19 protein-coding genes are annotated in these 20,645 nt (G+C 72.8%); 9 read left to right on the forward strand and 10 right to left on the reverse strand.

The window, feature by feature from the left end; all coding sequences use genetic code 11:
- Positions 1-148: 148 nt before the first annotated feature.
- The 4 genes from MTP13_RS04245 (at position 149) to mraY (ending at position 4,851) form a co-directional block, all read left to right on the forward strand.
- A complete protein-coding gene (locus MTP13_RS04245) occupies positions 149-1,507 on the forward strand; it encodes a pyridoxal phosphate-dependent decarboxylase family protein (RefSeq protein WP_243570917.1) in 1,359 nt (452 codons plus the stop codon).
- A gap of 354 nt (positions 1,508-1,861) precedes the next feature.
- Positions 1,862-2,701 carry a flavin reductase family protein gene (locus MTP13_RS04250; RefSeq protein WP_243569859.1) on the forward strand — a complete coding sequence of 280 codons (840 nt, stop codon included), beginning with the start codon at positions 1,862-1,864 and terminating at the stop codon, positions 2,699-2,701.
- The gene (locus MTP13_RS04255) at positions 2,698-3,699 is read left to right on the forward strand and encodes an NAD(P)H-dependent flavin oxidoreductase (RefSeq protein WP_243569861.1); all 1,002 of its coding nucleotides are present in this window, start codon (positions 2,698-2,700) and stop codon (positions 3,697-3,699) included. Before MTP13_RS04250 ends, MTP13_RS04255 begins: the two co-directional genes overlap by 4 nt.
- A 57-nt stretch (positions 3,700-3,756) precedes the next feature.
- Entirely contained in the window at positions 3,757-4,851 is a 1,095-nt protein-coding gene (mraY, locus tag MTP13_RS04260; RefSeq protein WP_243569863.1) for a phospho-N-acetylmuramoyl-pentapeptide-transferase, read from the forward strand.
- Positions 4,852-4,897: 46 nt separating this feature from the next.
- Here mraY and MTP13_RS04265 read toward each other — a convergent pair whose 3' ends face one another.
- The gene (locus MTP13_RS04265; protein ID WP_243569864.1) at positions 4,898-5,380 is read right to left on the reverse strand and encodes a hypothetical protein; all 483 of its coding nucleotides are present in this window, start codon (positions 5,378-5,380) and stop codon (positions 4,898-4,900) included.
- A 58-nt stretch (positions 5,381-5,438) separates the two neighbouring features.
- On the opposite strand from MTP13_RS04265, the gene MTP13_RS04270 reads away from it, so the two are divergent.
- Complete coding sequence (locus MTP13_RS04270) at positions 5,439-6,668, forward strand: DNA polymerase domain-containing protein (RefSeq protein WP_243569865.1); 1,230 nt, start codon at positions 5,439-5,441, stop codon at positions 6,666-6,668.
- A 31-nt stretch (positions 6,669-6,699) separates the two neighbouring features.
- Here the strand turns inward: MTP13_RS04270 and MTP13_RS04275 are convergent, their stop codons facing one another.
- The 4 genes from MTP13_RS04275 to MTP13_RS04290 all read right to left on the reverse strand — a co-directional run bounded on the left by MTP13_RS04275 (position 6,700) and on the right by MTP13_RS04290 (position 11,511).
- Positions 6,700-8,241: a carboxylesterase/lipase family protein gene (locus tag MTP13_RS04275; protein WP_243569866.1), complete on the reverse strand. Its 1,542-nt coding sequence runs from the start codon at positions 8,239-8,241 to the stop codon at positions 6,700-6,702.
- Positions 8,238-8,930 carry a GAP family protein gene (locus MTP13_RS04280; protein ID WP_243569868.1) on the reverse strand — a complete coding sequence of 231 codons (693 nt, stop codon included), beginning with the start codon at positions 8,928-8,930 and terminating at the stop codon, positions 8,238-8,240. The genes MTP13_RS04275 and MTP13_RS04280 overlap by 4 nt, the downstream gene beginning before the upstream one ends.
- Before the next feature lie 69 nt (positions 8,931-8,999).
- Positions 9,000-10,829, reverse strand: a complete 1,830-nt coding sequence (locus MTP13_RS04285; RefSeq protein WP_243569870.1) for a sensor histidine kinase — start codon at positions 10,827-10,829, stop codon at positions 9,000-9,002.
- Between the two features lie 13 nt (positions 10,830-10,842).
- Complete coding sequence (locus MTP13_RS04290; RefSeq protein ID WP_243569871.1) at positions 10,843-11,511, reverse strand: response regulator transcription factor; 669 nt, start codon at positions 11,509-11,511, stop codon at positions 10,843-10,845.
- Positions 11,512-11,634: 123 nt separating this feature from the next.
- On the opposite strand from MTP13_RS04290, the gene MTP13_RS04295 reads away from it, so the two are divergent.
- The 3 genes from MTP13_RS04295 to MTP13_RS04305 all read left to right on the forward strand — a co-directional run bounded on the left by MTP13_RS04295 (position 11,635) and on the right by MTP13_RS04305 (position 13,213).
- On the forward strand, positions 11,635-12,345 hold the full coding sequence (locus MTP13_RS04295; RefSeq protein WP_243569872.1) for an SOS response-associated peptidase: 711 nt from the start codon (positions 11,635-11,637) through the stop codon (positions 12,343-12,345).
- A gap of 344 nt (positions 12,346-12,689) precedes the next feature.
- Positions 12,690-13,067 carry a M15 family metallopeptidase gene (locus MTP13_RS04300; protein WP_243569873.1) on the forward strand — a complete coding sequence of 126 codons (378 nt, stop codon included), beginning with the start codon at positions 12,690-12,692 and terminating at the stop codon, positions 13,065-13,067.
- Complete coding sequence (locus MTP13_RS04305; protein WP_243569874.1) at positions 13,064-13,213, forward strand: hypothetical protein; 150 nt, start codon at positions 13,064-13,066, stop codon at positions 13,211-13,213. The genes MTP13_RS04300 and MTP13_RS04305 overlap by 4 nt, the downstream gene beginning before the upstream one ends.
- Here MTP13_RS04305 and MTP13_RS04310 read toward each other — a convergent pair.
- The 4 genes from MTP13_RS04310 to MTP13_RS04325 form a co-directional block, all read right to left on the reverse strand.
- Positions 13,210-14,532 carry an MFS transporter gene (locus tag MTP13_RS04310; RefSeq protein WP_243569875.1) on the reverse strand — a complete coding sequence of 441 codons (1,323 nt, stop codon included), beginning with the start codon at positions 14,530-14,532 and terminating at the stop codon, positions 13,210-13,212. The genes MTP13_RS04305 and MTP13_RS04310 overlap by 4 nt on opposite strands.
- Positions 14,533-14,579: 47 nt before the next feature.
- Positions 14,580-15,398 carry an anti-sigma factor gene (locus MTP13_RS04315; RefSeq protein WP_243569876.1) on the reverse strand — a complete coding sequence of 273 codons (819 nt, stop codon included), beginning with the start codon at positions 15,396-15,398 and terminating at the stop codon, positions 14,580-14,582.
- Positions 15,395-15,967, reverse strand: coding sequence for an ECF RNA polymerase sigma factor SigK (gene sigK, locus MTP13_RS04320; RefSeq protein WP_243569877.1), 573 nt, complete (start codon positions 15,965-15,967; stop codon positions 15,395-15,397). The genes MTP13_RS04315 and sigK overlap by 4 nt, the downstream gene beginning before the upstream one ends.
- Before the next feature lie 68 nt (positions 15,968-16,035).
- A complete protein-coding gene (locus tag MTP13_RS04325) occupies positions 16,036-17,787 on the reverse strand; it encodes a cytochrome c biogenesis protein CcdA (RefSeq protein ID WP_243569878.1) in 1,752 nt (583 codons plus the stop codon).
- A gap of 192 nt (positions 17,788-17,979) precedes the next feature.
- On the opposite strand from MTP13_RS04325, the gene MTP13_RS04330 reads away from it, so the two are divergent.
- Entirely contained in the window at positions 17,980-18,639 is a 660-nt protein-coding gene (locus tag MTP13_RS04330) for a fasciclin domain-containing protein (RefSeq protein WP_189083914.1), read from the forward strand.
- 121 nt (positions 18,640-18,760) lie between these two features.
- Here MTP13_RS04330 and MTP13_RS04335 read toward each other — a convergent pair whose 3' ends face one another.
- The gene (locus MTP13_RS04335; RefSeq protein WP_243569879.1) at positions 18,761-20,581 is read right to left on the reverse strand and encodes an oleate hydratase; all 1,821 of its coding nucleotides are present in this window, start codon (positions 20,579-20,581) and stop codon (positions 18,761-18,763) included.
- Between the last annotated feature and the right edge of the window lie 64 nt (positions 20,582-20,645).

Here is a 20,645-nt window from a genome sequence, read left to right on the forward strand (position 1 = left end):
GAAGTTGCGTGATGCCGTGCGACGGATCAGACTTGCCGATGCCGTCGAGAGGACAGACATGGGCACCGCAGCCGACTCCCCCACCAGCACCACCGCCGACGCCGACGCCGACGCCACGCTCCCGGCGCCGGCCGTCGACCCCACGCGGATGCACGCCGTCACCGCCGAGACCCAGGCCATCGTCGACCTCGTCTTGGACTACTCGCGCCGCCGTCTGCTCTCGACCGACACCCCGCTCGACAAGCCCGAGACCGAGACCGAGCTCAGCCGCCTCGCCGGTCGCACCATCGACGAACAGGGCATCGGTGCGACGCGCGCCCTCTCGGTGTTCGAGCACGTGCTCGCCCCGGCCTGCATCACGATCGACCATCCGCAGTACCTGTCCTTCATCCCGGCCGCGCCGACGAAGGCCGCGATGGCCTTCGACCTCGTCGTCTCGGCGTCGAGCCTGTACGGCGGCAGCTGGATGGAGGGCTCCGGGGCGGTGCACGCCGAGAACGAGGTGCTCACCTGGCTCGCCGGGGAGTTCGGCCTGCCCGCCGGCGCCGGCGGCGTCTTCGTGCAGGGCGGCACGATCGGCAACCTCTCCGCGCTCGTCGCCGCCCGCGAGGCGGCCCGCGACCGACGTGCCGCGGCGGGGCTGCCCGCGCCCACCCGCTGGAAGCTCGTCTGCAGCACCGAGGCGCACTCCTCGAACAAGTCCGCCGCGAAGGTCATGGACGTCGAGCTCGTGCTGGTGCCTGCGGGCCCCGACGGACGACTTCGCGGCGATGCCGTGCGCGCCGCGCTCGAGGAGCACGGCGACGACGTCTTCGCGGTCATCGCCACGACCGGCTCCACGAACTTCGGCATCGTCGACGACGTCGCCTCGATCGCCGCCCTCAAGGACGAGTACGAATTCTGGCTGCACATCGACGGCGCCTACGGCCTGACCGGCATGCTCTCCCCCCTCGCCCGCCCGCGGTACCGCGGCGTGGAGCGCGCCGACTCGGTCATCGTCGACCCGCACAAGTGGCTCTTCGCGCCCTTCGACGCCTGCGCCCTCATCTACCGCGATCCCGAGATCGGCCGCCGGGCGCACACGCAGCACGCCGAGTACCTCGACACGCTGACCGGCAAGCCCGAGTGGAGCCCCTCCGACTACGCCGTGCAGCTCACCCGGCGGCCGCGCGGGCTGCCGTTCTGGTTCTCGCTCGCGAGCTACGGCGCGGCGGCCTATCGAGCCGCCATCACGAACTCGCTCGAGCTCGCCCAGCGCATCGCCGAGGAGATCCGCTCGCGGCCGGGGCTGCGGCTCGTGCGCGACCCCGAGCTGTCGATCGTCGTGTTCGAGCGCGAGGGCTGGACGATGGACGACTACGAGCGCTGGTCGACGCGCCTGCTCGAGGAGCAGCGCGCCTTCGTCACGCCGAGCTCGCACGACGGCCGGCCGAACACCCGCTTCGCGATCGTGAACCCGATGACGACGTTCGAGCATCTCGTGGGGATCCTCGACTCCATGGAGTGAGGCGGACTCCATGGCGTGAGCCGGGCCATGGACCGGGCGGCGGTGCGCCGGGGGCCGCCCGCCGCATCGTCGGGACCCGATCACCCGGCGGTGGCGGGGCCAACCCGGCCGGCACCGTCATGCGGCGAGCGCGGCGCGCGCGGGCCGCGACAGGAGGGAGTCGTCGCGGAACCCGCGTCGCGCCGCCATCGCATCCGAACCGATGCGATCGTGCTCGTCGACACACCCCAAGGCTGCGCGCCGACCCTATGACCGGGCTATGACGGGGACTCGGATCCGCTGTGAACGTCGCGCCACGTCATACGCCGCACGCCAGGCGTAGCGTGGGGGCATCCGCCAGGACGGGAGGCAGCCATGCGACACGACGACCACCTCGTGATCGAGCCGAGCGTGCTGTACGTCGGCACCCCGGTCTACCTCGTCGCCACGCAGAACCCCGACGGCACCGCGAACCTCGCCCCGGCGTCGAGCCACTGGGCGCTCGGGCGCATGCTCGTGCTCGGCCTCGAGACCGACGGGCAGTCCTACGCGAACCTCGTCGAGCGCCCGCAGCTCACCGTCAACTTCCCGTCGTCGGGCCAGTGGCGCGCAGTCGAACGCCTCGCCGCCGTCACCGGACGCGACCCGGTTCCCACGGCGAAGGCGCACCGCTACCGCACCGAGCGCCGCAAGTTCGAGCTCGCCGGTCTCACCGAGCAGCGCTCCGAGCTCGTCGCCCCGCCGCGGGTGCGCGAGGCGCCGCTGCAGTTCGAGGGCGAGGTGCGCCGAATCACCCCGGGCGTCGACCCCGGCTACGCGATGGTCGAGGTCGAGGTCGTGCGGGTGCACGCGCTGCCCGAGCTGCACGTGCCGGGCACGCAGCACATCGACCCCGGCGCCTGGCGCCCCCTGATCTACGCCTTCCGGCACTTCTTCGACCGCGGCGAGGAACTCGGCTGGACGCGCAGCTCCCCCACCGCAGCCGGGCCGCCGGAGCTCGGGCCGCCGGCCCTCGAGCCGGAGTCTGCGAGCGCCCCGCTCGACGAGCTCGCCCGCTGGGAGGGTTTCGGCGGCACCTGGGCGCTGCGGGAACTCGATGCCGACGGCGCCGTCGTCAGCCTCTGCCGCTGCGACGGCGGCGAAGAGGTGTCCAGAATCGTCTCCGCCGACCCCGCCTTCCTGCGCTGGGCGGCCGAACAGGAGGTGCAACCGTGACCGGTCTCGCCACGCCGTGGTCCGCCTCGCTCGGGCTGAACGTTCCGATCGTCGCGGCCCCGATGGGCGGGGTCGCCGGCGGCCGCTTCGCGCACGCCGTCTCGCGGGCCGGTGCGCTCGGCCTCATCGGCATGGGCAGCGCGGGATCCGCGGCGAAGCTCTCGGCGCAGCTCGCCGAGTTCCAAGCGGCGAGCCGGGAGGATGCCGAGGCATCCGCGCTCCCCTTCGGGGTCGGCCTCGTCGGCTGGGGGCTCCGCCGCGACCCCGAGCTGCTCGAGCTCGCCCTGGCGGCGCGCCCCCACCTCGTGTCGATCGGCTTCTCCGAGCACTTCGACTGGGTGGAGCGGGTGCACGCCATCGGCGCGCTCGCGGCGACGCAGGTGTACACCCCGGCGGAGGCCGTGCTCGCGGCCGACGCGGGCATCGACGTCGTCGTCGCCCGCGGCAGCGAGGGCGGCGGCCACGGCGACCCGCGCATGGGCGCGCTCAGCCTGCTCGACGCCGTGCTCGAGGAGATCGGTGGCCGGGTGACGGTGCTCGCCGCCGGTGGTGTCTCCTCGGGCCGCAGCCTCGCCGCCGTGCTCGCGGCCGGTGCCGACGGCGCCTGGGTGGGCACGGCGCTGATGGCGAGCCCCGAGGCGCTGACCCCCGAGTCCGCGCGACCGGTGCTGCTCGCCGCGACGGGCGACGACACCGTGAACACGAGCGCGGCGGATGCCGCACTCGGACTGCCTTGGCCGGACCGCTTCCCCGAGCGGGTCGTGCGCAACGCCTTCGTCGAGGAGTGGGCGACGCGAGTCGACGAGCTCCGCGGCTCGGGCGACGCGCTCGACGGGTTCCGCGCCGAGTTCACGGCCGCGAACTCGGCAGGCGATCACCGGCTCGTGCCGGTCGACGCCGGTGAGGGGGTCGGCCTGCTGCGTGCGGTGCGGCCGGTCGCCGAGATCCTCGACGAGTTCGCGCGGGATGCCTCGGCGCTGCTCGGCCGCTGGGGCTGAGGCCGCCGGAGGGCGCGGATTGACGCGCTTCGCCGATCGACTGGGAGAATGGTTCTCGTGAGAGCACTACTGACTGCCGGGGCCTTGTCGCTCGCGTTCACGCTCTTTCTGACGCCGGTGTTCATCCGGTTGTTCGTCCGCCTGGGGTGGGGGCAGTTCATCCGTGATGATGGGCCGCAGTCGCATCATGTGAAGCGGGGCACGCCCACGATGGGTGGGATCATCTTCATCCTGGGCACCTTGTTCGGGTATTTCGGGGCGACGCTGATCAATGGTGAGGGTGCGACGGCGTCGGCGCTGCTGGTGCTGTTCATGATGGTCGGGCTCGGTGTGGTCGGGTTCATCGATGATTTCTTGAAGACGCGGAAGAAGCAGAGCCTGGGCCTTGGCGGGTGGGCGAAGGTCGCCGGGCAGGTCGTGGTGGCGGGCACGTTCGCGTTGTTGGCGTTGCAGTTCCCGAATGCGCAGGGCACGACGCCGGCGGATACGAAGATCTCGTTCATCCGGGATCTGCCGTTGGACTTCATGGTGTTCGGCACGATCGCCGGGACGATCCTGTACGTGATCTGGATCTGTCTGATCTCCACGGCCGCGTCGAACGGGGTGAACGTGACCGACGGGCTCGACGGGCTCGCCGGCGGGGCGTCGATCCTCGCGATCGGGTCGTTCGTCGTGATCGGGTTCTGGCAGTTCAACCAGGCCTGCTCGAACCCGAACCTCAACCAGGCCGACGCCTACCGCTGCTACGAGGTCCGTGACCCCCTCGACCTCGCGATCGTCGCGACGGCGATCGTGGGCGGCCTCATCGGGTTCCTGTGGTGGAACACGAACCCGGCGAAGATCTACATGGGCGACACGGGGTCGCTCGCGCTCGGTGGTGCGCTGGCGGCGCTGGCGATCGTGAGCCGCACCGAGCTGCTGCTGGTGCTGATCGGCGGGCTGTTCGTGATCGAGACGGGGTCGGTGATCGTGCAGCGGGCGTACTTCAAGCTCACCCACGGCAAGCGGATCTTCCTGATGAGTCCGATCCATCACCACTTCGAGTTGAAGGGGTGGGCCGAGGTCACCATCGTGGTGCGGTTCTGGATCATCGGCGGCCTCCTCGTCGCCGCCGGCGTCGGCAGCTTCTACCTCGAATGGCTCCAGAGCTGACGCGACGTCACCCGCGCGGTTCGCCACTCGCGCACCTCGCCGCGGCTCACTCCGGGCGGCGGAACACGCGGCGCATGTGATCGCTGTCCAGGAAGTCGGCGATGCCGATCAGGATCAGGCTGAACACGATCTGCTCCGTCACCATCCAGAACGGGAACAGCCCGGGGATGGCCGCCATGACGAGGGTGATCACCGGGAAGATCTTGCTGAACAGCCGCAGCCGGGAGTACGCCCAGCGATAGCCCTTCTGCGCACGCCAGGCGAAGTAGAACAGCGTCGTGGTCATGCCCAGCACGACGAGGATCCGCATCCACACCGGGAACGCGAGCACCGTTCCCTGCGCGAAGAGCACGATCGCCACGACCAGGGCCGCGAGCCCGATGAGCAGCTCCAGGGCGAGCAGCCAGCTGATCCAGGTGAACGCGCGGCGCGTGCGCGGGTGCTCGACGAGCTCGTCGTCGGCCTTCTCGCCCGCCGCGCGGCCGCCCGCGATGCGGTCGAGCTTCGTGAGCACCGGTTCGAGATCCATCGTCGCCTCCGGATCCGACGATACGCCGCGTTCGCATGAAACCACCTAGAGTGGTGACATGGCGGCCCGCTCCGACGACGCCGTGGTCATCGAGGTCGACGGCCACGAGGTGCGGCTGAGCCATCCGGGCAAGATCGTCTTCCCCGACGCCGGCCTGACCAAGCGCGACCTGGTCGACTACTACCTCGCCGTCGCCGACGGCGCCCTCCGCGGCGCGGGCGGCCGGCCGATGGTGCTGAAGCGTTTCGTGAAGGGCATCGACCGCGAAGCGTTCTTCCAGAAGCGGGTGCCCGAACAGCACCCGGACTTCATCGACACCGCGACCCTGCACTACGCCTCGGGCACGCAGGCGGAGGAGACCGTCGTGCGCGAACGCGCCGGGCTCGCCTGGGTCGTGAACCTCGGCTGCATCGACCTCAACCCGCATCCGGTGCGGGCCGAGGACCTCGACCACCCCGACGAGCTGCGCGTCGACCTCGACCCGATGCCCGGCGTCGACTGGTCGCAGATCGTCGACACCGCGTTCATCGCGCGCGAGGTGCTCGCGGAGCACGGCCTCGTCGCGTGGCCGAAGACCTCGGGATCCCGGGGCATGCACCTGAACGTGCGCATCGAGCCGCGCTGGAGCTACCCCGAGCTGCGCCTCGCGGCCGAGGCGCTCGCCCGCGAGGTCGCCGATCGCGCCCCGGGCCTCGCGACGGCCCGCTGGTGGAAGGAGGAGCGCGGCGAGACCGTGTTCGTCGACTTCAACCAGAATGCGAAGGACCGCACCGTCGCCTCGGCGTACTCGGTGCGGCCGCTCGCCGACGCTCGCGTGTCGACCCCGCTCGACTGGGACGAGGTGCGCACCGCGCGGCCCGAGGACTTCACCGTCACCACGGTGCTGCGCCGCTTCGCGGAGCGCGGCGATCCCGCGGCGGGCATCGACGACGCCGCCGGCTCGCTCGACGGGCTGCTCGCCCTCGCCGAACGGCTCGGCCCGGCCGAGAAGCCACCGAGAGGAGCGGATGCCTCGGGCCGCCGCACCTCGACGATGCCGCTCATCGAGCTCGCCCGCACCGAGACCAAGCCCGAGGCGCTCGCCGCCCTCGAGGAGTGGCGGACGAGGCATCCGTCCGCCGCCGCGGCGCTGCACCCGGCCGACGTGCTCGTCGACGGCATGCGCGGGGCGAGCTCGCTCTGGTACCGCGTCCGAGTGAACCTGCAGCACGTGCCCGAGGGCGAGCGTCCGCCGCAGGAGCCGCTCATCGCCGACTACGATCCGTGGGCGGGGCGGCGGCCGGGCTGAGCTCGGAGAGCCGTACCTGGAGCGCGACGGCTCAACGGAAGGCGAGCACCTCGTCGCCCCAGCCGCGGCGCAGCTCGCCGTCGAGGTCGGGGACGATGCGGTCCTCCGCGTCGATCACGAGCGTGGCCCGGCCCTCGGCGTCGTACCGCGACCAGTCCGGAGCCCCGGCGGCGTCGGGCGAGCGGCCGTGCGCGAAGGCAGTCCAGCGCTCCTGCATCCGCCGGGACACCTCGCGCCCGCGCCGTCGGCCGCCGAGCAGGAAGGTCGGGTCCTTCCGGCCGCCGTCGAGCTCGCCCCAGAGGTACGGCAGCTCGCTCGCGTGCGTGGCGCCGATGCCGAGCAGCTCGAGCATCGGCGTCGTCCGGTCGAAGCGGTACAGGTGCACCGGCGCGATCCTCGCGTGCCCCTCGGCGGCCCAGACGGTCGGCATGCGGAATCCGATGTCCCTGGCGATGCCGAGCCCGAGCGCGCGGTGCCGCACACCCTCGTACGCATCGAGCACCTGCGCCCGCGACGGGAGTTCCGCGTCCGGACGCTCTGCGGCCATCGCCCGGAACATGGCGGTGATCGTCGGCTCGGTGATCGGCATGAGCGGCGACTTCATGTACTTGAAGAGCGTCGCCTCGTCGCGATTCGTGCCGATGAGCAGCGGCACGCGCAGCCCCCGCCCCTCCCTGAGCACGGCGATCGGGTGCTCGGGCACCAGCTCGCCGTCGACGGCGGGAGCGAACGGGATGACGCCCGGCTCCTCGGCGGGGACCGCGGCGTAGACACGCGCGGCGGCGTCGACGACCTCCTGGGCGGACCGGGCCCGTGCCGCCGCGAGATCGGCGGCGCCGAGCTCGCGCAGCAGGCGCGCGCCGACCTCGCGGGCGCGGTCGAGCTCGTACACCGAGCTCACCGGCGAGCTCTGCGCGATCGCCCGGGCGAAGAGCCCCTCCGCCGACGGCGTCGCGAGCAGCGTCGTCACGAGCCCGCCGCCGGCCGATTCACCGAACACCGTGACCCGCTCGGGATCGCCGCCGAACGCCCGCGCGTTCTCCTGCACCCACTCGAGCGCGAGCAGCACGTCTCGCAGGGCGAGGTTGCCGTCCACGCGGTCCTCGGCCGTCGCGAAGCCGCCGAGCTCGGCGAAGCCGAGCCCGCCCAGGCGGTAGTTGATGGTGACGAGCACGACCTCGCCCGCCTCGACGAGCGAGCGGCCGTCGAACAGCGGCTGCGACGCCGAACCGAAGGTGTACGCGCCGCCGTGCACCCACACCATGACGGGGAGCCCGTCACCCGGGCCGACGTTCGAAGGGGTCCGCACGTTCAAGAAGAGGCAGTCCTCCGAGACGTGGATGTCCGGCCCGAGCGGCACCGCAGGATTCGGGTTCTGCGGTGCCGCCGGGCCGAACGCGCCGGCATCGGCGATGCCCTGCCAGGGCGCACCGGGGGCGGGGGCGCGCCAGCGCATCGCCCCGCTCGGGGGCGCCGCGTAACGGATGCCGCGCCAGACCGTCGTGGCACCGTCGGTGCGGCCCCCGAGGAGGCCCCCGGTGGTCCTGGCGACGAGTCGATCGGTCGCGGTCATGCTGCGCCTCCCGGCAGGTTCGTGAGTTGGTGGATGAGGCTCGCGATCTCGACGGCGGCGAGCACGGCGAAGAGCACGGTCATGATCCAGGCGTTGTGCCGGATCATCTCCTCCTTCAGACGCCGGAGCCCAGCCGCGATGGCGGGCGCGCCGGTCGCGGCGAGCGCGATCGGCACGATGACGCCGAGCCCGGCGCCGAGCGCGAAGAGCGCGGCGAGCCCGACCACCGCGAGCGGCGCGAGGTCGTGGGCGCCGATGATCGCGCCGGCCTTCAGCTCGAGCGGGAGGTTCTTCGAGTTCGTGATGGCCATCAGCACGCCGAGCCCGGCGGCCCTGGTCGGGGTGAGCGCGTCGACGGCGGCCAGCCAGCCCGGCGGAGTCGGCTCGGCTCCGTCGCGCGGGCGGCCGTGCCAGCTCAGGAGCGCGAGCACGGCGAAGCCGAGCGCGAGAACCCCGGTCACGACGAGCACGATGATCTCGTCGCCGTGCCCGCCGCCCGCGCCGGCTCCCGCAGTGCCGAGCGCCGCGACGAGCGTGACGGCGAAGCCGATCCCGGTGTTCGCGGCGGCGAAGGCGAGGCCGTTCGCGCGTCCCCGCGGCGAGAGCAGCAGCGCCACGACGGCGACGATCGGCAGTGGGCTGATCACCACGCCCGCCGCGAGCGGCACCAGTTGCGCCAGGTCTGCCATCGGATCCCCTCCGTCGCTGGACGGACAGCGGGGGCGCCGCCCGGACAGAAGGACGGTACCCGGCGGGGTTCAGCGGGCGGCCGCCGTGTTCGGGTATTGCGACCCGGCCGACCCGACCGCCGCTGCACCGCCCAACCGCACCGCGAGCACGACCGAGCCGTCCTCCTCGTGGAGGGTCAGCCGTTCGGCCCGGATGCGGAGCGCGGCGAGCCCGGTGCCGGGTTCGTCCGTCGACCCGCGGGCGAGCCGGCCCGGCGCCGCGACGCGGATCATGACGTTGCCGGAGGGCTCGCATTCGAACCGGATCGCGGCGGACCGCGCCCCGTGCTTCACCGCGTTCACGAGCGCCTCGGACACCACGTCCACCGCGAGTGCGCCGAGGGCGGGCTCGTGCTCGAGTCGTGCGAGCGCAACCGGATCGCTCGCGATGTCGAGTTCGATCGCCCGCGACCAGGCCGACAGCACCTCGGCGAGCCCCGAACGGGCGGGGCGGCTCGGGCGAGCGGCGGGCACGGGCTCCGGCTCGGGCTCGGGCTCGGACTCGGACTCGGACTGGGACGCTTCCAGTTGCCGAGCGACCCGCTCGAGCTCGGCGACGGCCTCCGCCCAGCGCGCCTCCGCCTCCGTCGGCGCGGCACGCTCCAGGAGGGTCGCGGCGACGAGGCATCCGCCCTGCGCGTCGTCGTGGAGTGCGCGGCGCGCCGCCTCCCGCCCCGCGTGCACCGCACGCCCGTGCTCCGCGACGTCCGCCGAGTACCTGGCGATCTCGCCCTCGAGGCGGGCGAGCTCGCGCCGCAGGCGTCCGACCGCCGCGGCCGCGGCGCCGGCGACGAGCGAGACCGCGAGGTAGCTCGGCAGCACCGGCAGCAGCTCGACCGGCCCTCCGATGAACTGCGGCGGCACGAGCGCGAGCACAGCGCCGGTCATCGTCGCGCCGAGGAGCGCGACCTCACCGGAACGGGCGCGCGCCGCTCGGGCGAGCCGCGCGGTCACGATCTCCCCCGACAGTCCGAGGCCGAGCGCGATCGCGGAGCCGGAGAGTGCCGCGACGGCACCGTCGTGCGCGAGCGCGTACGGCAGGAAGGCGAGGATCGTCAGGCCCACTGCAAGCCCCGGCGGCGGGGGCGTCGGACCGCCCCGCCGACGGTCGCCGCCCGCGGCTCGGACGTCGAGCGGAGCTCGCGGGTCGACCGGGATCCCCGGTGCCGCCGGCGGTCGGAAGGCCGCCAGCCGGTGGCTGAGCGGCCGGGCGGTGCCCTGCGCGAAGGCCCGGAGGGCCGCGGCCCGGGTGGCGCGGTCGGCGTCACGACCGGCGGCGAGCAGGACGCCGAGGGCGGAACGGAAGCGTTCAGCGACCGCGCGTGACTCCGCCTCGGCGGCAGTCCGGAGGTCCTGCCCGCCGCTGCGCCCCGCCTGGAGGGCAGCGGCCACGTCCGCCAGCGCGGCGATCGCGGCGGCACGACGACGCACCGCTGTCACGGCGACGGCGACGATCGGCAGCGCGATCGTGGTCGCGGCGAGGTTCGTCGCGATCCGCGGCCCCATGGGCGCAGGGAACGGCGGCAGCCCGGCGGTGGCGGTCAGCCAGGCGGTCAGCAACGGCCGCAGGATGCCGAGGACGACGATCGCGCATCCGGCCACGAGCGCCCTCCGGCCCGGATGCGCCAAGCGACGTTCGGCGAGCGCCAGGGGCAGGGCGGCGGCGGCGAGCAGGGCGTGCACCGCGAAGGCGACGCCGACGCCGGCGGCCCGCTCGGACGCGGTCCCCGCAGCGTCGTAGCCGCCGAGCACCGTGACTGCGAGCGGCAGCGTGAGCAGCCAGCTCCAGGGGGTGAGGAACGTGCCGCCGGATGCCGCCGCCCAGAGCCCCGTCCGGAGCGCCGAGGCCGCCGGTCTCACGCCGCTCCCATGCTCATGTCGCCGCCGGTCCGAAGTGACGGTTGAAGCGGTTCGCGGCGATCACCCGGGGATTCACGGCGGGCACGTTGGCGATCTCGAGGCGGGTGAAGAGGCGGCTCACGGTGCGCTCGACGGCCCGCAGGGTCGAGTCGGTGCGATCCGCGATCTCGGCGTTGGAGAGGCCGGCGGCGATGAGCGCGAGAACGCGCCGCTGGTGCGGGGTGAGACTCGCGACCACTGGATCCTGCGACGCGGCCGATTCGGGCGCAGTCCGCTGCGGAGCCCTTCCCGCTCGGCCTCGGGCGCGCGGTCCGCGCACGGCTCGCTCGATCGCCGCGGCGAGCTCGTCCGGGTCGTGGAGCTCGGCCTTGTCGACGAACTCGGCACCGGACGGCATCCGCTCCGCGACGGCCGCGTAGTTGCTCAGGACCACGATGCCGATGCCCGGCGACGCGGCGCGCGCGATCAGCGCGAGCTCGAGCCCGTCGGGACGGCTGCCGAGCTCGACATCGGTGACGAGCACGTCGGGGTCGGCCGTGTCGAGCACCTGCAACGCCTGCACCGCATCGGCCGCGACGTCGAGTTCGAAGCCGCGGTGCCGCAGCGACTCCGCGACGAGCACGCGCATGATGCGCTGATCCTCCACGAGGAGCACCCGCCTCGCCCACGTCGCCCCCGGCACGTTCCGAGCGTATCCGCGCCGGAAGCCGGCGCCCCGCCGCCGCGCGTCCCCAGTCCGGGTCTGCCGACGGGGCTGCGGACGTCGGTGGTCGGTGGCAGGCTGGAAGCGATCCGGGGAGGCAGCATGTGCGGAAGGTTCGTGGTCTCGCAGCAGGCCGACGATCTCACCGAGGTGTTCGAGGCCGAAGACGACTTCCCCGACTGGCGGCCGAACTACAGCCTGGCGCCCACCGACACGATCCCGATCGTGCGCGAGCGCGCCGACCGCGAGACGGGCGCCTTCGTGCGGCGGCTCGAGCCCGCGGTGTGGAACTTCCACCCGTCGTTCATGAAGGAGTCGAAGCGGCCGCAATTCAACTCCCGCATCGAGACCGTCGCGACCAACGGGCTGTGGAAGGGCGCGTTCGCCCAGGGCCGCTGCATCGTGCCGATGCGCGGCTACTACGAGTGGACAGGTGAGCCCGGCAAGAAGCGGGCGCACTACCTGCACGGCGAGCGCGAGCTGCTCGCGGCCGCCGGCATCTCGACCGCCAGGCGGCTCGACGACGGCAGCTGGCAGGTCTCGGCGTCGATCATCACGCGCGAAGCGCGGGATGCCTCGGGCGAGATCCACGAGCGCATGCCGGTCTACCTCCCGCTCGACGAGGTCGAGCGCTACCTCGATCCGGCGAAGCTCGACGCGGGCGGCATGCAGGCGATGGTCGACTTCCTGCTCGAGGCATCCGATCGCGTCGCGCCCACGATCCGCGAGTACGAGGTCGACCGCCGGGTGAACTCACACCGGGCCATCGACCCGCACGATCCCACGTTGATCGAGCCGCTGCCCGCCGACTGAGGCGGTCGCGGGCGGATATCGCCCGCGTATGCGGATTCCGAGACGGCCCGGCAACGGGCACTACGGTCGACTCGTCGTATGCGAACCCATCACGACTCCGTCATCCGTCGCCGCCGTGTCGCCGTGCTCGGCGCCCTCGCCGCCGTGCTCGCCTCCGTGGCCGTCGGCGCCGCACTGCTCGGCGCGGCGGCCGCAACCCGCGGCGGCGTGCCCGGCATCGGCGCGGGAGGACTCGGCGCTCCCGCGGGCGAGGCGCAGCAGAACGGTGGCGACGCCGGCGACGGCGCCATCGACGAATCCGACGGGTACATTCCGAGGGGGAATGGATCTCGATCGACGACGAGGTGCCCGCGATCACCCTGCTCGACGACGAGCTGCTGGCGGCCGTCCGCGCCGCCGCCGCGGACGCCGCGGACGACGGCATCGAGTTCCGGATCACGAGCGGCTGGCGCAGCGCCGAGTACCAGCAGCGACTGCTCGACGACGCGGTGCTCGAGTACGGCAGCCTGGAGGAGGCGCGCCGCTTCGTGAGCACCCCCGAGGGCTCGAACCACGTCACCGGGCGGGCCATCGACATCGGCCCCACCGACGCCGACAGCTGGCTCTCGCAGCACGGCGCCGACTACGGGCTCTGCCAGACGTACTCGAACGAGATGTGGCACTTCGAGCTCTCGACCGAGCCCGGCGGCGAGTGCCCGGCGATGCTCCCGGACGCTTCGTGAGCCGGCTCGACGGTCTCGGCGTCGTCGGGTCCGCGTTGGCACTGCTCGTGCTGGGCGTCTGCGCCGTCCCGGTGTTCGCCGTCTGGCTCATGCTCCCGCTCGTGCCCGCGGTCGCGATGCTCGCCCAGCTCTGGGGGCTGTTCTAGGCGGGCCGCTGCGCGCGGCGGTGCGCACGGCTCGCCCAGAACAGCACCGGGATGAGCACGAGCGAGAGCACGCCGCCGCCGAGGGCCAGCACCGCGTAGCTCGACGCCGCCATCACGACGCCGGACATCACGCCGCCGCCGGCGCCGGCCAGGGCGATCAGCACGTCGATCGTGCCCTGGGTGCGCGCCCGGTTCGCCGGCACGGTGGCGTCGACGACGAGCGCGGTGCCCGCGATGAGTCCGAAATTCCAGCCGAGGCCGAGGAGCACGAGCGCGAGGATCAGCATCCCGAGCGAGTCCGCCGGGGCGACGGCCGCCACGATGCCCGCCGCGAGCAGCGTCACGCCCGCGGCGATCGCCATCGGCGTGCGGCCCACCCGGTCGACGAGCACGCCCGTGACGAGCGAGGGCAGGTACATCGCCGCGATGTGCAGGCCGATGACGAGGCCGACCTCGCTGAGGCCGTGGTGGTGGGCGCGCATGTGCACCGGCGTCATCGTCATGATCGCGACCATCGCGATCTGCGTGAGCACCATCACGGCCGCCCCCGCGTACGCGCCGGGGCCCGGGCGTGCGGGCGCGGGCGGAGCGCTGGACGCGGCCGGGACGGATGCCTCGGCCGGGACGGATGCCTCGGCCGGAGCGGGCGCCTCGGCATCCGGCAGGCGACGGGCGAGCAGGAACGGGTCCGGCCGCAGCAGCGCGAGCAGCACCGCGCCCGCCGCGACGTAGGCGGCCCCGCCGAGCAGGAACGGCCCCGCGAGCGCGGGAATGCCCCAGGACTCGGCGAGCCGGCCGAGCGGCTCGACGAGGTTGGGGCCGGCGACCGCGCCGAGCGTCGTCGACACCATCGCGATGCTGACGGCGGTGCCTCGGGTGCGCGGCGTCGCGAGGTCGGCGCCCGCGTACCTCGCCTGCAGGTTGGTCGCGGTGCCCGCGCCGTAGACGAAGAGCGAGAGGAACAGCAGCGGCACGTTGTCGGCGACGGCGGCGATGACGACCCCCGCGGCACCGATCCCGCCCGCGGCGAAGCCGAGGCCCAGGCCGAGGCGACGGCCCCGGCGCTGAGTGACGCGACCCACGAGGAATGCGGCGAGCGCAGAACCGAGCGTGAACAGCGCCGTCGGGACGCCGGCGAGCCCGTCGCTGCCGAGCACCTCCTGCGCGAGCAGCGCACCCACGGTCACCCCGGCGGCGAGGCCGGCGCCGCCGAGCACCTGGCTCGCGACTACGACCGCGAGGGTGCGGCGCTGCAGCCGTCGGCGGAGTTCGTCGTCGGCGGCGACCTCCCGGGCGAGCCGGTCGAGCGCGGCGCTCACGTCCGGACCGCGCTCACGTCCGGACCGCGCTCACGTCTGGACCGTGCTCACGTCTGCACCGCGGCGATCGGCTCCGTCGTGGGCTGTTCGGAGCCGCCGGCCGGTTCGACCGTGAGGCCGACCACCATGCCGTCGACGAAGTCGCCCTCCAGCACGCGCCAGCTGTTCGCGCCGACGAGCCCCGCGGGCGCCGGCCCGGCCTCGTCGATGTACCAGAGCTCGTAGTCGTGCTCGGAGCCGAGGGCGGGCAGGCCGTCGGCCATGACCGCACTGCGCCCGAGTTCGGCCGACCAGAGCACGGTCACCTCGCCGCCGCCGGACACCTCGACCGTCTGCCGCTGCGCGTCCGGGGCCGCCTCGAGGGCGGCGAGCTCGCGCTGCGCACCCCAGCCGTTCGGGCCGGACCAGCCGATCCCGATCACCACGCCGATCACGAGGATCGCGACGGACGCCGCGGCGGTCAGCGACGCGACGAGGCGTCGCCGCCGGCGACGGGCGGCGAGCTCATCGACGGGCGGAGCTTCGGGCTCGGGCATGGGTGCCGGTGCGGCCGCGGGCGCCGTCGTGGGGGCCGCGTCGGGCTCGGGGGCGCCGGCGGGCTCGGCGGGCGGTGCGGCATCCACCGGCGGCAGCTGCGGCGTCGCGCCGAGCCGCGCGAACAGCCCGGCCTTCAGCGAGGGCGGTGGCGCGAGCTCGGGCGTCTCGGCACCGAGCCCGGCGGCGACGGCACGGAAGCCGTCGACCTCCGCCCGGAGCTCGGGCGATCGGGCGAGTTCGGTCTCGAAGCGGCGCAGCTCCTCGCCGTCGAGCGCGTCGAGCGCGTAGGCCGCGGCGAGCGCGCGGAGCTCCTCGTCGGGTTCGGTCATGAGGTCACCCCCAGCAGGTGGCGCAGCCGGATCATGCCGTCGCGCAATCGGGTCTTCACCGTGCCGAGGGGCAGATGGAGCGCGTCCGCGATCTCCGACTGACTCTTCCCCTCGTAGTAGGCCATGGCGAGTGCGGTGCGTTGCGCCTCGCTGAGCTCGCCGAGCGCGGCGCTCACGCGTTCGTGCTCGACGCTGAGCTCGACGCGCTCCTCGACGTCCTCGGCGGGCGTGGCGAGCTCGCGGATGCCGGCGCGGAGGTCGCGCTCCGCGCTCGCCTGCGCGGAACGCACCCGGTCGACCGCCCGTCGGTGGGCGATCGTCAGGAGCCAGGCGACGGCGGCACCGCGGCTCGCGTCGAAGCGCGCCGCCTGCTGCCAGACCTCGAGGAACACGTCCTGGGTGACCTCCTCCGCCTGGGCGGCGTCGACCAGGATCCGCCGCACGAGCCCGAACACCCGCGGTGCGGTGCGATCGTAGAGCTCGCCGAACGCGGCACGGTCGCCGCCGGCCGTCCGCGCGAACAGCACGTCGATGGACGACTCCTCGCTGCTGACCTCGCCGACGCTCACCCGACCAAGCATGGCAGACCCCCGGCCGAGCGTCGCCCGGCCGACCCGAGGTCGTTCCAGCAGCTGAGTCATCCGAAGGTGAAGGAGTAGGCCTGCACGTCGCCATCGACCGTGACGTCGAGGGTGCCGCGCTCAGGCGCGTCGGACTGGTGCACGGCGTACGAGCGGGGGACGCCGGAGATCTCGATCCGCTGCGTCTTCCCGCCGTCGCTGACGGTGATGGTGCCCTCGCCGCCGAGCACCATGCGCACCTCGCTCGCGAGGTAGGAGAGCCGCACAGCCGCCTTCCCGCCGTCGGCGGGCGCGATCGACTGGGTGTCGAGCGCCCACGCGCCGTCGAGGGCGAAGCGGTCGTCGGCGAGCTTCTCGGGGAAGGCGAAGGAGCTCGTGCTGCGCCGGTAGGGCTCCTCGCCGCCGAAGTTCGCCTGCTTCGTGGTGCCGAGGAAGGTCTCGGGCGTCGTCGTGCCGGCGTCCGGCGTCTCGTCGGCGACCTCGGTGGCGGCGGGCAGGGCGACGCCGGGGTCGGCGTCCTGGAGGAGCTGGCGGATGAGCCGCTCGGTGTCGGCGTAGTGGCCCTCGCCGAAGGAGACCTGGCGCACCACGCCCTCGGCGTCGACGAGGTAGTGCGCGGGCCAGTAGCGGTTGCGGAAGTTCGTCCAGGTCGCGAGGTCGTTGTCGAGCGCGACGGGGTAGTCGATGCCGAAGTCGCGGATGCCGGCCTCGACGTTGCGCGGTTCCTTCTCGAAGGCGTACTCGGGCGAGTGCACGCCGATGACGCTGAGCCCGGCGTCGCGGTACGCCTCGTCCCACGCGACGACGTGCGGGATCGAACGCTGGCAGTTGATGCAGGAGTAGGCCCAGAAGTCGATGAGGACGACCCGGCCGCGGAGCTCGTCGAGGTCGACGGCGGCGCCGTCGGGCGTGTTGAACCATTGCTGGATGCCGCGGATCGACGGCACGGGTCCGCAGGACTCGAGCTCGGCGGCCCCGTTGGTGCACTGGTCGAGCTGGCGGTTCTCGTCGGTGACGAGGCCGCCGAGGTCGAGGGCCTGGGTGACCTCCTCGGACTGCGCGAGCTGGCGCTGCAGGTCGCCCGTGTAGTCGGGCACGAGCCGCTGCAGCGCGCCGGGCAGGTCGAAGACGAGGCCCACGGCGAGCGCGATCATGACGATGCCGCCGGTGATCCGCACGCCCCGCTGGTGCTTGCGGAACGCGGCGACACGCTCGGCGACCCGACGTCCGGCGAGCGCGAACAGCAGCAGGGGCGCCGCGGCGCCGAGCGCGAACGTCACGGTGAGCACGATCGTCTCGACCCCGATGCGCCCGGTCGAACCGGCGACGGTGATCGCGGCGAGCACGGGGCCCGCGCAGGGCACGTAGACGGTGCCGAGCACGATACCGAGGATGAAGCCGTTGCCCTCGGTGCCGACGCTGCGCCTCGGGATCCAGGCGAAGGGCTTCTCGAGCAGCTCCTCGAAGCGCGGCACGATGAGGCCGACGCCGATGAGCACGAGCACGACGAGGCCCGCCCAGCGCAGCACGTCCTGCGGCAGGCCGAGCAGGCCCAGCACGAGCGAGCCGGCGAGCGTGATCAGGCTGAAGCTCACGACGAGGCCGGCGATGACGAGGTAGGGCCGCCACCGGCTCGGGCCGGGAGGGGCGGCGGACGGGACGCCGTCGGGGTCGACCGCGGTCCCCGTGGCGCTGCGGGCGCTCTGCGCGCCGCCCGAGAGCAGGATCACGGGCAGCACGGGCAGGATGCACGGCGAGATCCCGGTGATGAGACCGCCGGCCAGGCCGATCAGGGCGAGCGCGATCATGGGGTCCCTCGATTCAGCTGGGCGACGGGTGGGCTGCCAGGGATTCGGAGCGGGCGCCGGATCGGATGGTTCGGCGAGGCATCCGACGCGGCATCGACGAGGCATCCGCGATCCGTCCAATCCGATCGGCGGATGCCTCCGAATCCCCCGTGTCGGCCAGAACCGGGCCGACGCATCCGAAGGAGGAAGTCCATGCGCACGATCCGCACTCGCACCGCATCCGCCCTCGTCGCCCTCGCGGCGATCACCTCGCTCGGCCTCGCCGGGTGCAGCATGGGCGGCTCGTCCACTCCCAGCGAGGAGTCGACGCCGAAGACGGAGTCGACGCCCTCGGCCGAGTCGATGGAGACCGACCCCGCCGCCGACCTCGTGGGCTCCGGCTGCGCGGCCTACGCCGAGCAGGTGCCCGACGGCGCCGGCTCGATCGTCGGCATGTCGCAGGACCCGGTCGCCGTCGCGGCCTCGAACAACCCGCTGCTGACGACGCTCGTCGCGGCGGTCTCCGGTCAGCTGAACCCCGACGTGAACCTCGTCGACACGCTGAACGGCGACGAGTTCACCGTGTTCGCGCCCGTCGACGACGCCTTCGCGAAGATCGACCCGGCGACGATCGAGTCCCTGAAGACCGACTCGGCCACGCTCACCTCGATCCTCACGTACCACGTCGTGCCCGGTCAGCTCTCGCCCGACGAGGTCGTCGGCACGCAGACCACGGTGCAGGGCGGCACGGTCGAGGTGACCGGCTCGGGCGACTCGCTCAAGGTCAACGACGCCAACGTGATCTGCGGCGGCGTGCACACCGCGAACGCGACCGTCTACCTCATCGACGGCGTGCTGATGCCCCCGATGTGATCCCCGCGTGCGTCGGCAGCACGACGCACGCGCGCCGCATCGGGCCCCCGAGTTCATCGGGACCCCCGAGTTGCCCGACTTTCATGGAAGTCGGGCAACTCGTCTGTTCAGCGGGTGCCGCTCACTCGACGGCGTCGTCCGTGCGCTCGCGCTTCGTCGTCGTCCCGCGCTCGGGGATGAGCGCGTAGTCCGTCAGGAGCTCGCCGATCTGGGTGCCGTCGAGCTTCGCGAACAGCCGCTCGCGGAGGAATTTCGGCCCCGGCAGCCCCACCTCGGCGCCGTCGCGCAGTCGGCTCGTCGCGTTCAGCAGCCAGCGCACGTCGTACGTCGAGCCGAACACCTCCGGCACACCGCGGTCGACGCCCAGCAGCTGGTACGCGGCCTCCATCCCCGTGCGCACCGAGTACTCGGTGGTGAAGATGCAGTCGCGAGTGGTCTCGGCGAACTGCCCGATGAAGGCGAAGTTCTGCGCACCCGCCGGCACCACCGCGGGCCGGTCGCCCGCCTCCCGCGGCATGAAGAACGAAGTGACGTACGGCATCATCACCGGCACGCAGCTGGCGGCCTCCGCAGCGAGCCCGTCGATCTCGTCGACCGGGACGCCGAGGTGGTAGAGCCACTCGCGGGTGATCTCCTCGCCCGTCGACTCCTGCAGCGTCTTGCCCGTGTAGTCGCCCGGCACGTCCACGAACAGGCCGTACACCCAGACCACGATCTGATCGGCGGGCTGCTGCTTGAAGTGCGGCTGGCGGTTCACCGTCCAGCTCATCAGCCACGCCGAGTCGCGCGCGGTGACGATGCCACCGGTCACGACCCTGCCGCTGAACGGGTCGCGCTTCGCGATGCGGCGGATGTACTCGGGGATCCGCTCGTCGAGCGTCGTCACCGTCGCCGACTCCCACTTGGTCTTCGCGATGTCGCCGCAGAAGACCTCGGGCCGGCCGAAGGACGGATGCTTCGCCGCGATGTTCTGCCAGAGCGCCCAGCCGGCCGCCGGGGACTCGTCGAGCTTGGCGGCCGTGTGCTGGTCGCCCTCGTCGGAGTTCTCGGTGAGCCCGCCGATGGTCGCGAGCACGAGGTCGTCGGCGCCGAGGTCGACGCCGCCCTCCGCGCCGTCCTGCACCCAGTGGATGCGGGTCGCGCGCTTCGAGGCATCCGCCCCCTCCCCGTCGATCGCGAAGTCGATGTCCGTGACCTGCGTGTCGAAGTGGAACGTGACCCCCTGGTCGAGCAGCCAGCGGTACATCGGCAGCACGAGCGACTCGTACTGGTTGTACTTGGTGAACTTCAGCGCCGAGAGGTCGGGCAGCCCGCCGATGTGGTGCACGAAGCGGTGCAGGTAGAGCTTCATCTCGAGCGCGGAGTGCCACTCCTCGAAGGCGAACATGGTGCGCCAGTACAGCCAGAAGTTGCTTTCGAGGAAGTCCTTCGAGAACACCTCGTCGATGCGCTTGCGCTCCATCTCCTCGCGGGTGGCGAGGAAGATGCGCACGATGTCCTTCTGCGCGGTGTCGTTGAGCCCGAAGAGGTTGTTCGTGTGCGCGTCCTGCCCCTGCTGCTCGGTGACGCGGCAGAGCGAGAAGTTCGGGTCGTCCTTGTTGAGCCAGAAGAACTCGTCGAGCACGCTCGCGCCCTCGATCTCGAGCGACGGCACCGTGCGGAACGCGTCCCACAGGCACTCCATGTGGTCTTCCATCTCGCGCCCGCCGCGGATGACGAAGCCCTTCGCGGGCTTCTTGATGCCGTCGAGCGCGCCGCCCGGCAGCGGCAGGCGCTCGAGGATCGTGATGCGCTCCCCCGGCAGCTGGCCGTCGCGGATCATGAAGAGCGCGGAGGACATGGACGCGAGCCCCGCCCCCACGAACCACGCCGACGCCCGCTCGGATCGCTCCGGCTTGCGCGGCCGTGCGAATGCCTCGTAATTGCCCGTGCTGTAGTACATGCGTCTCCCCCCGGAACGTCGCGTCGCGACGATGCGCGGCGCATCCTGCTCCCCACGCTAACCC

Origin of the sequence: Agromyces soli, assembly GCF_022811605.1 — a bacterium.
In the GTDB taxonomy this organism is placed as follows: domain Bacteria; phylum Actinomycetota; class Actinomycetes; order Actinomycetales; family Microbacteriaceae; genus Agromyces; species Agromyces soli.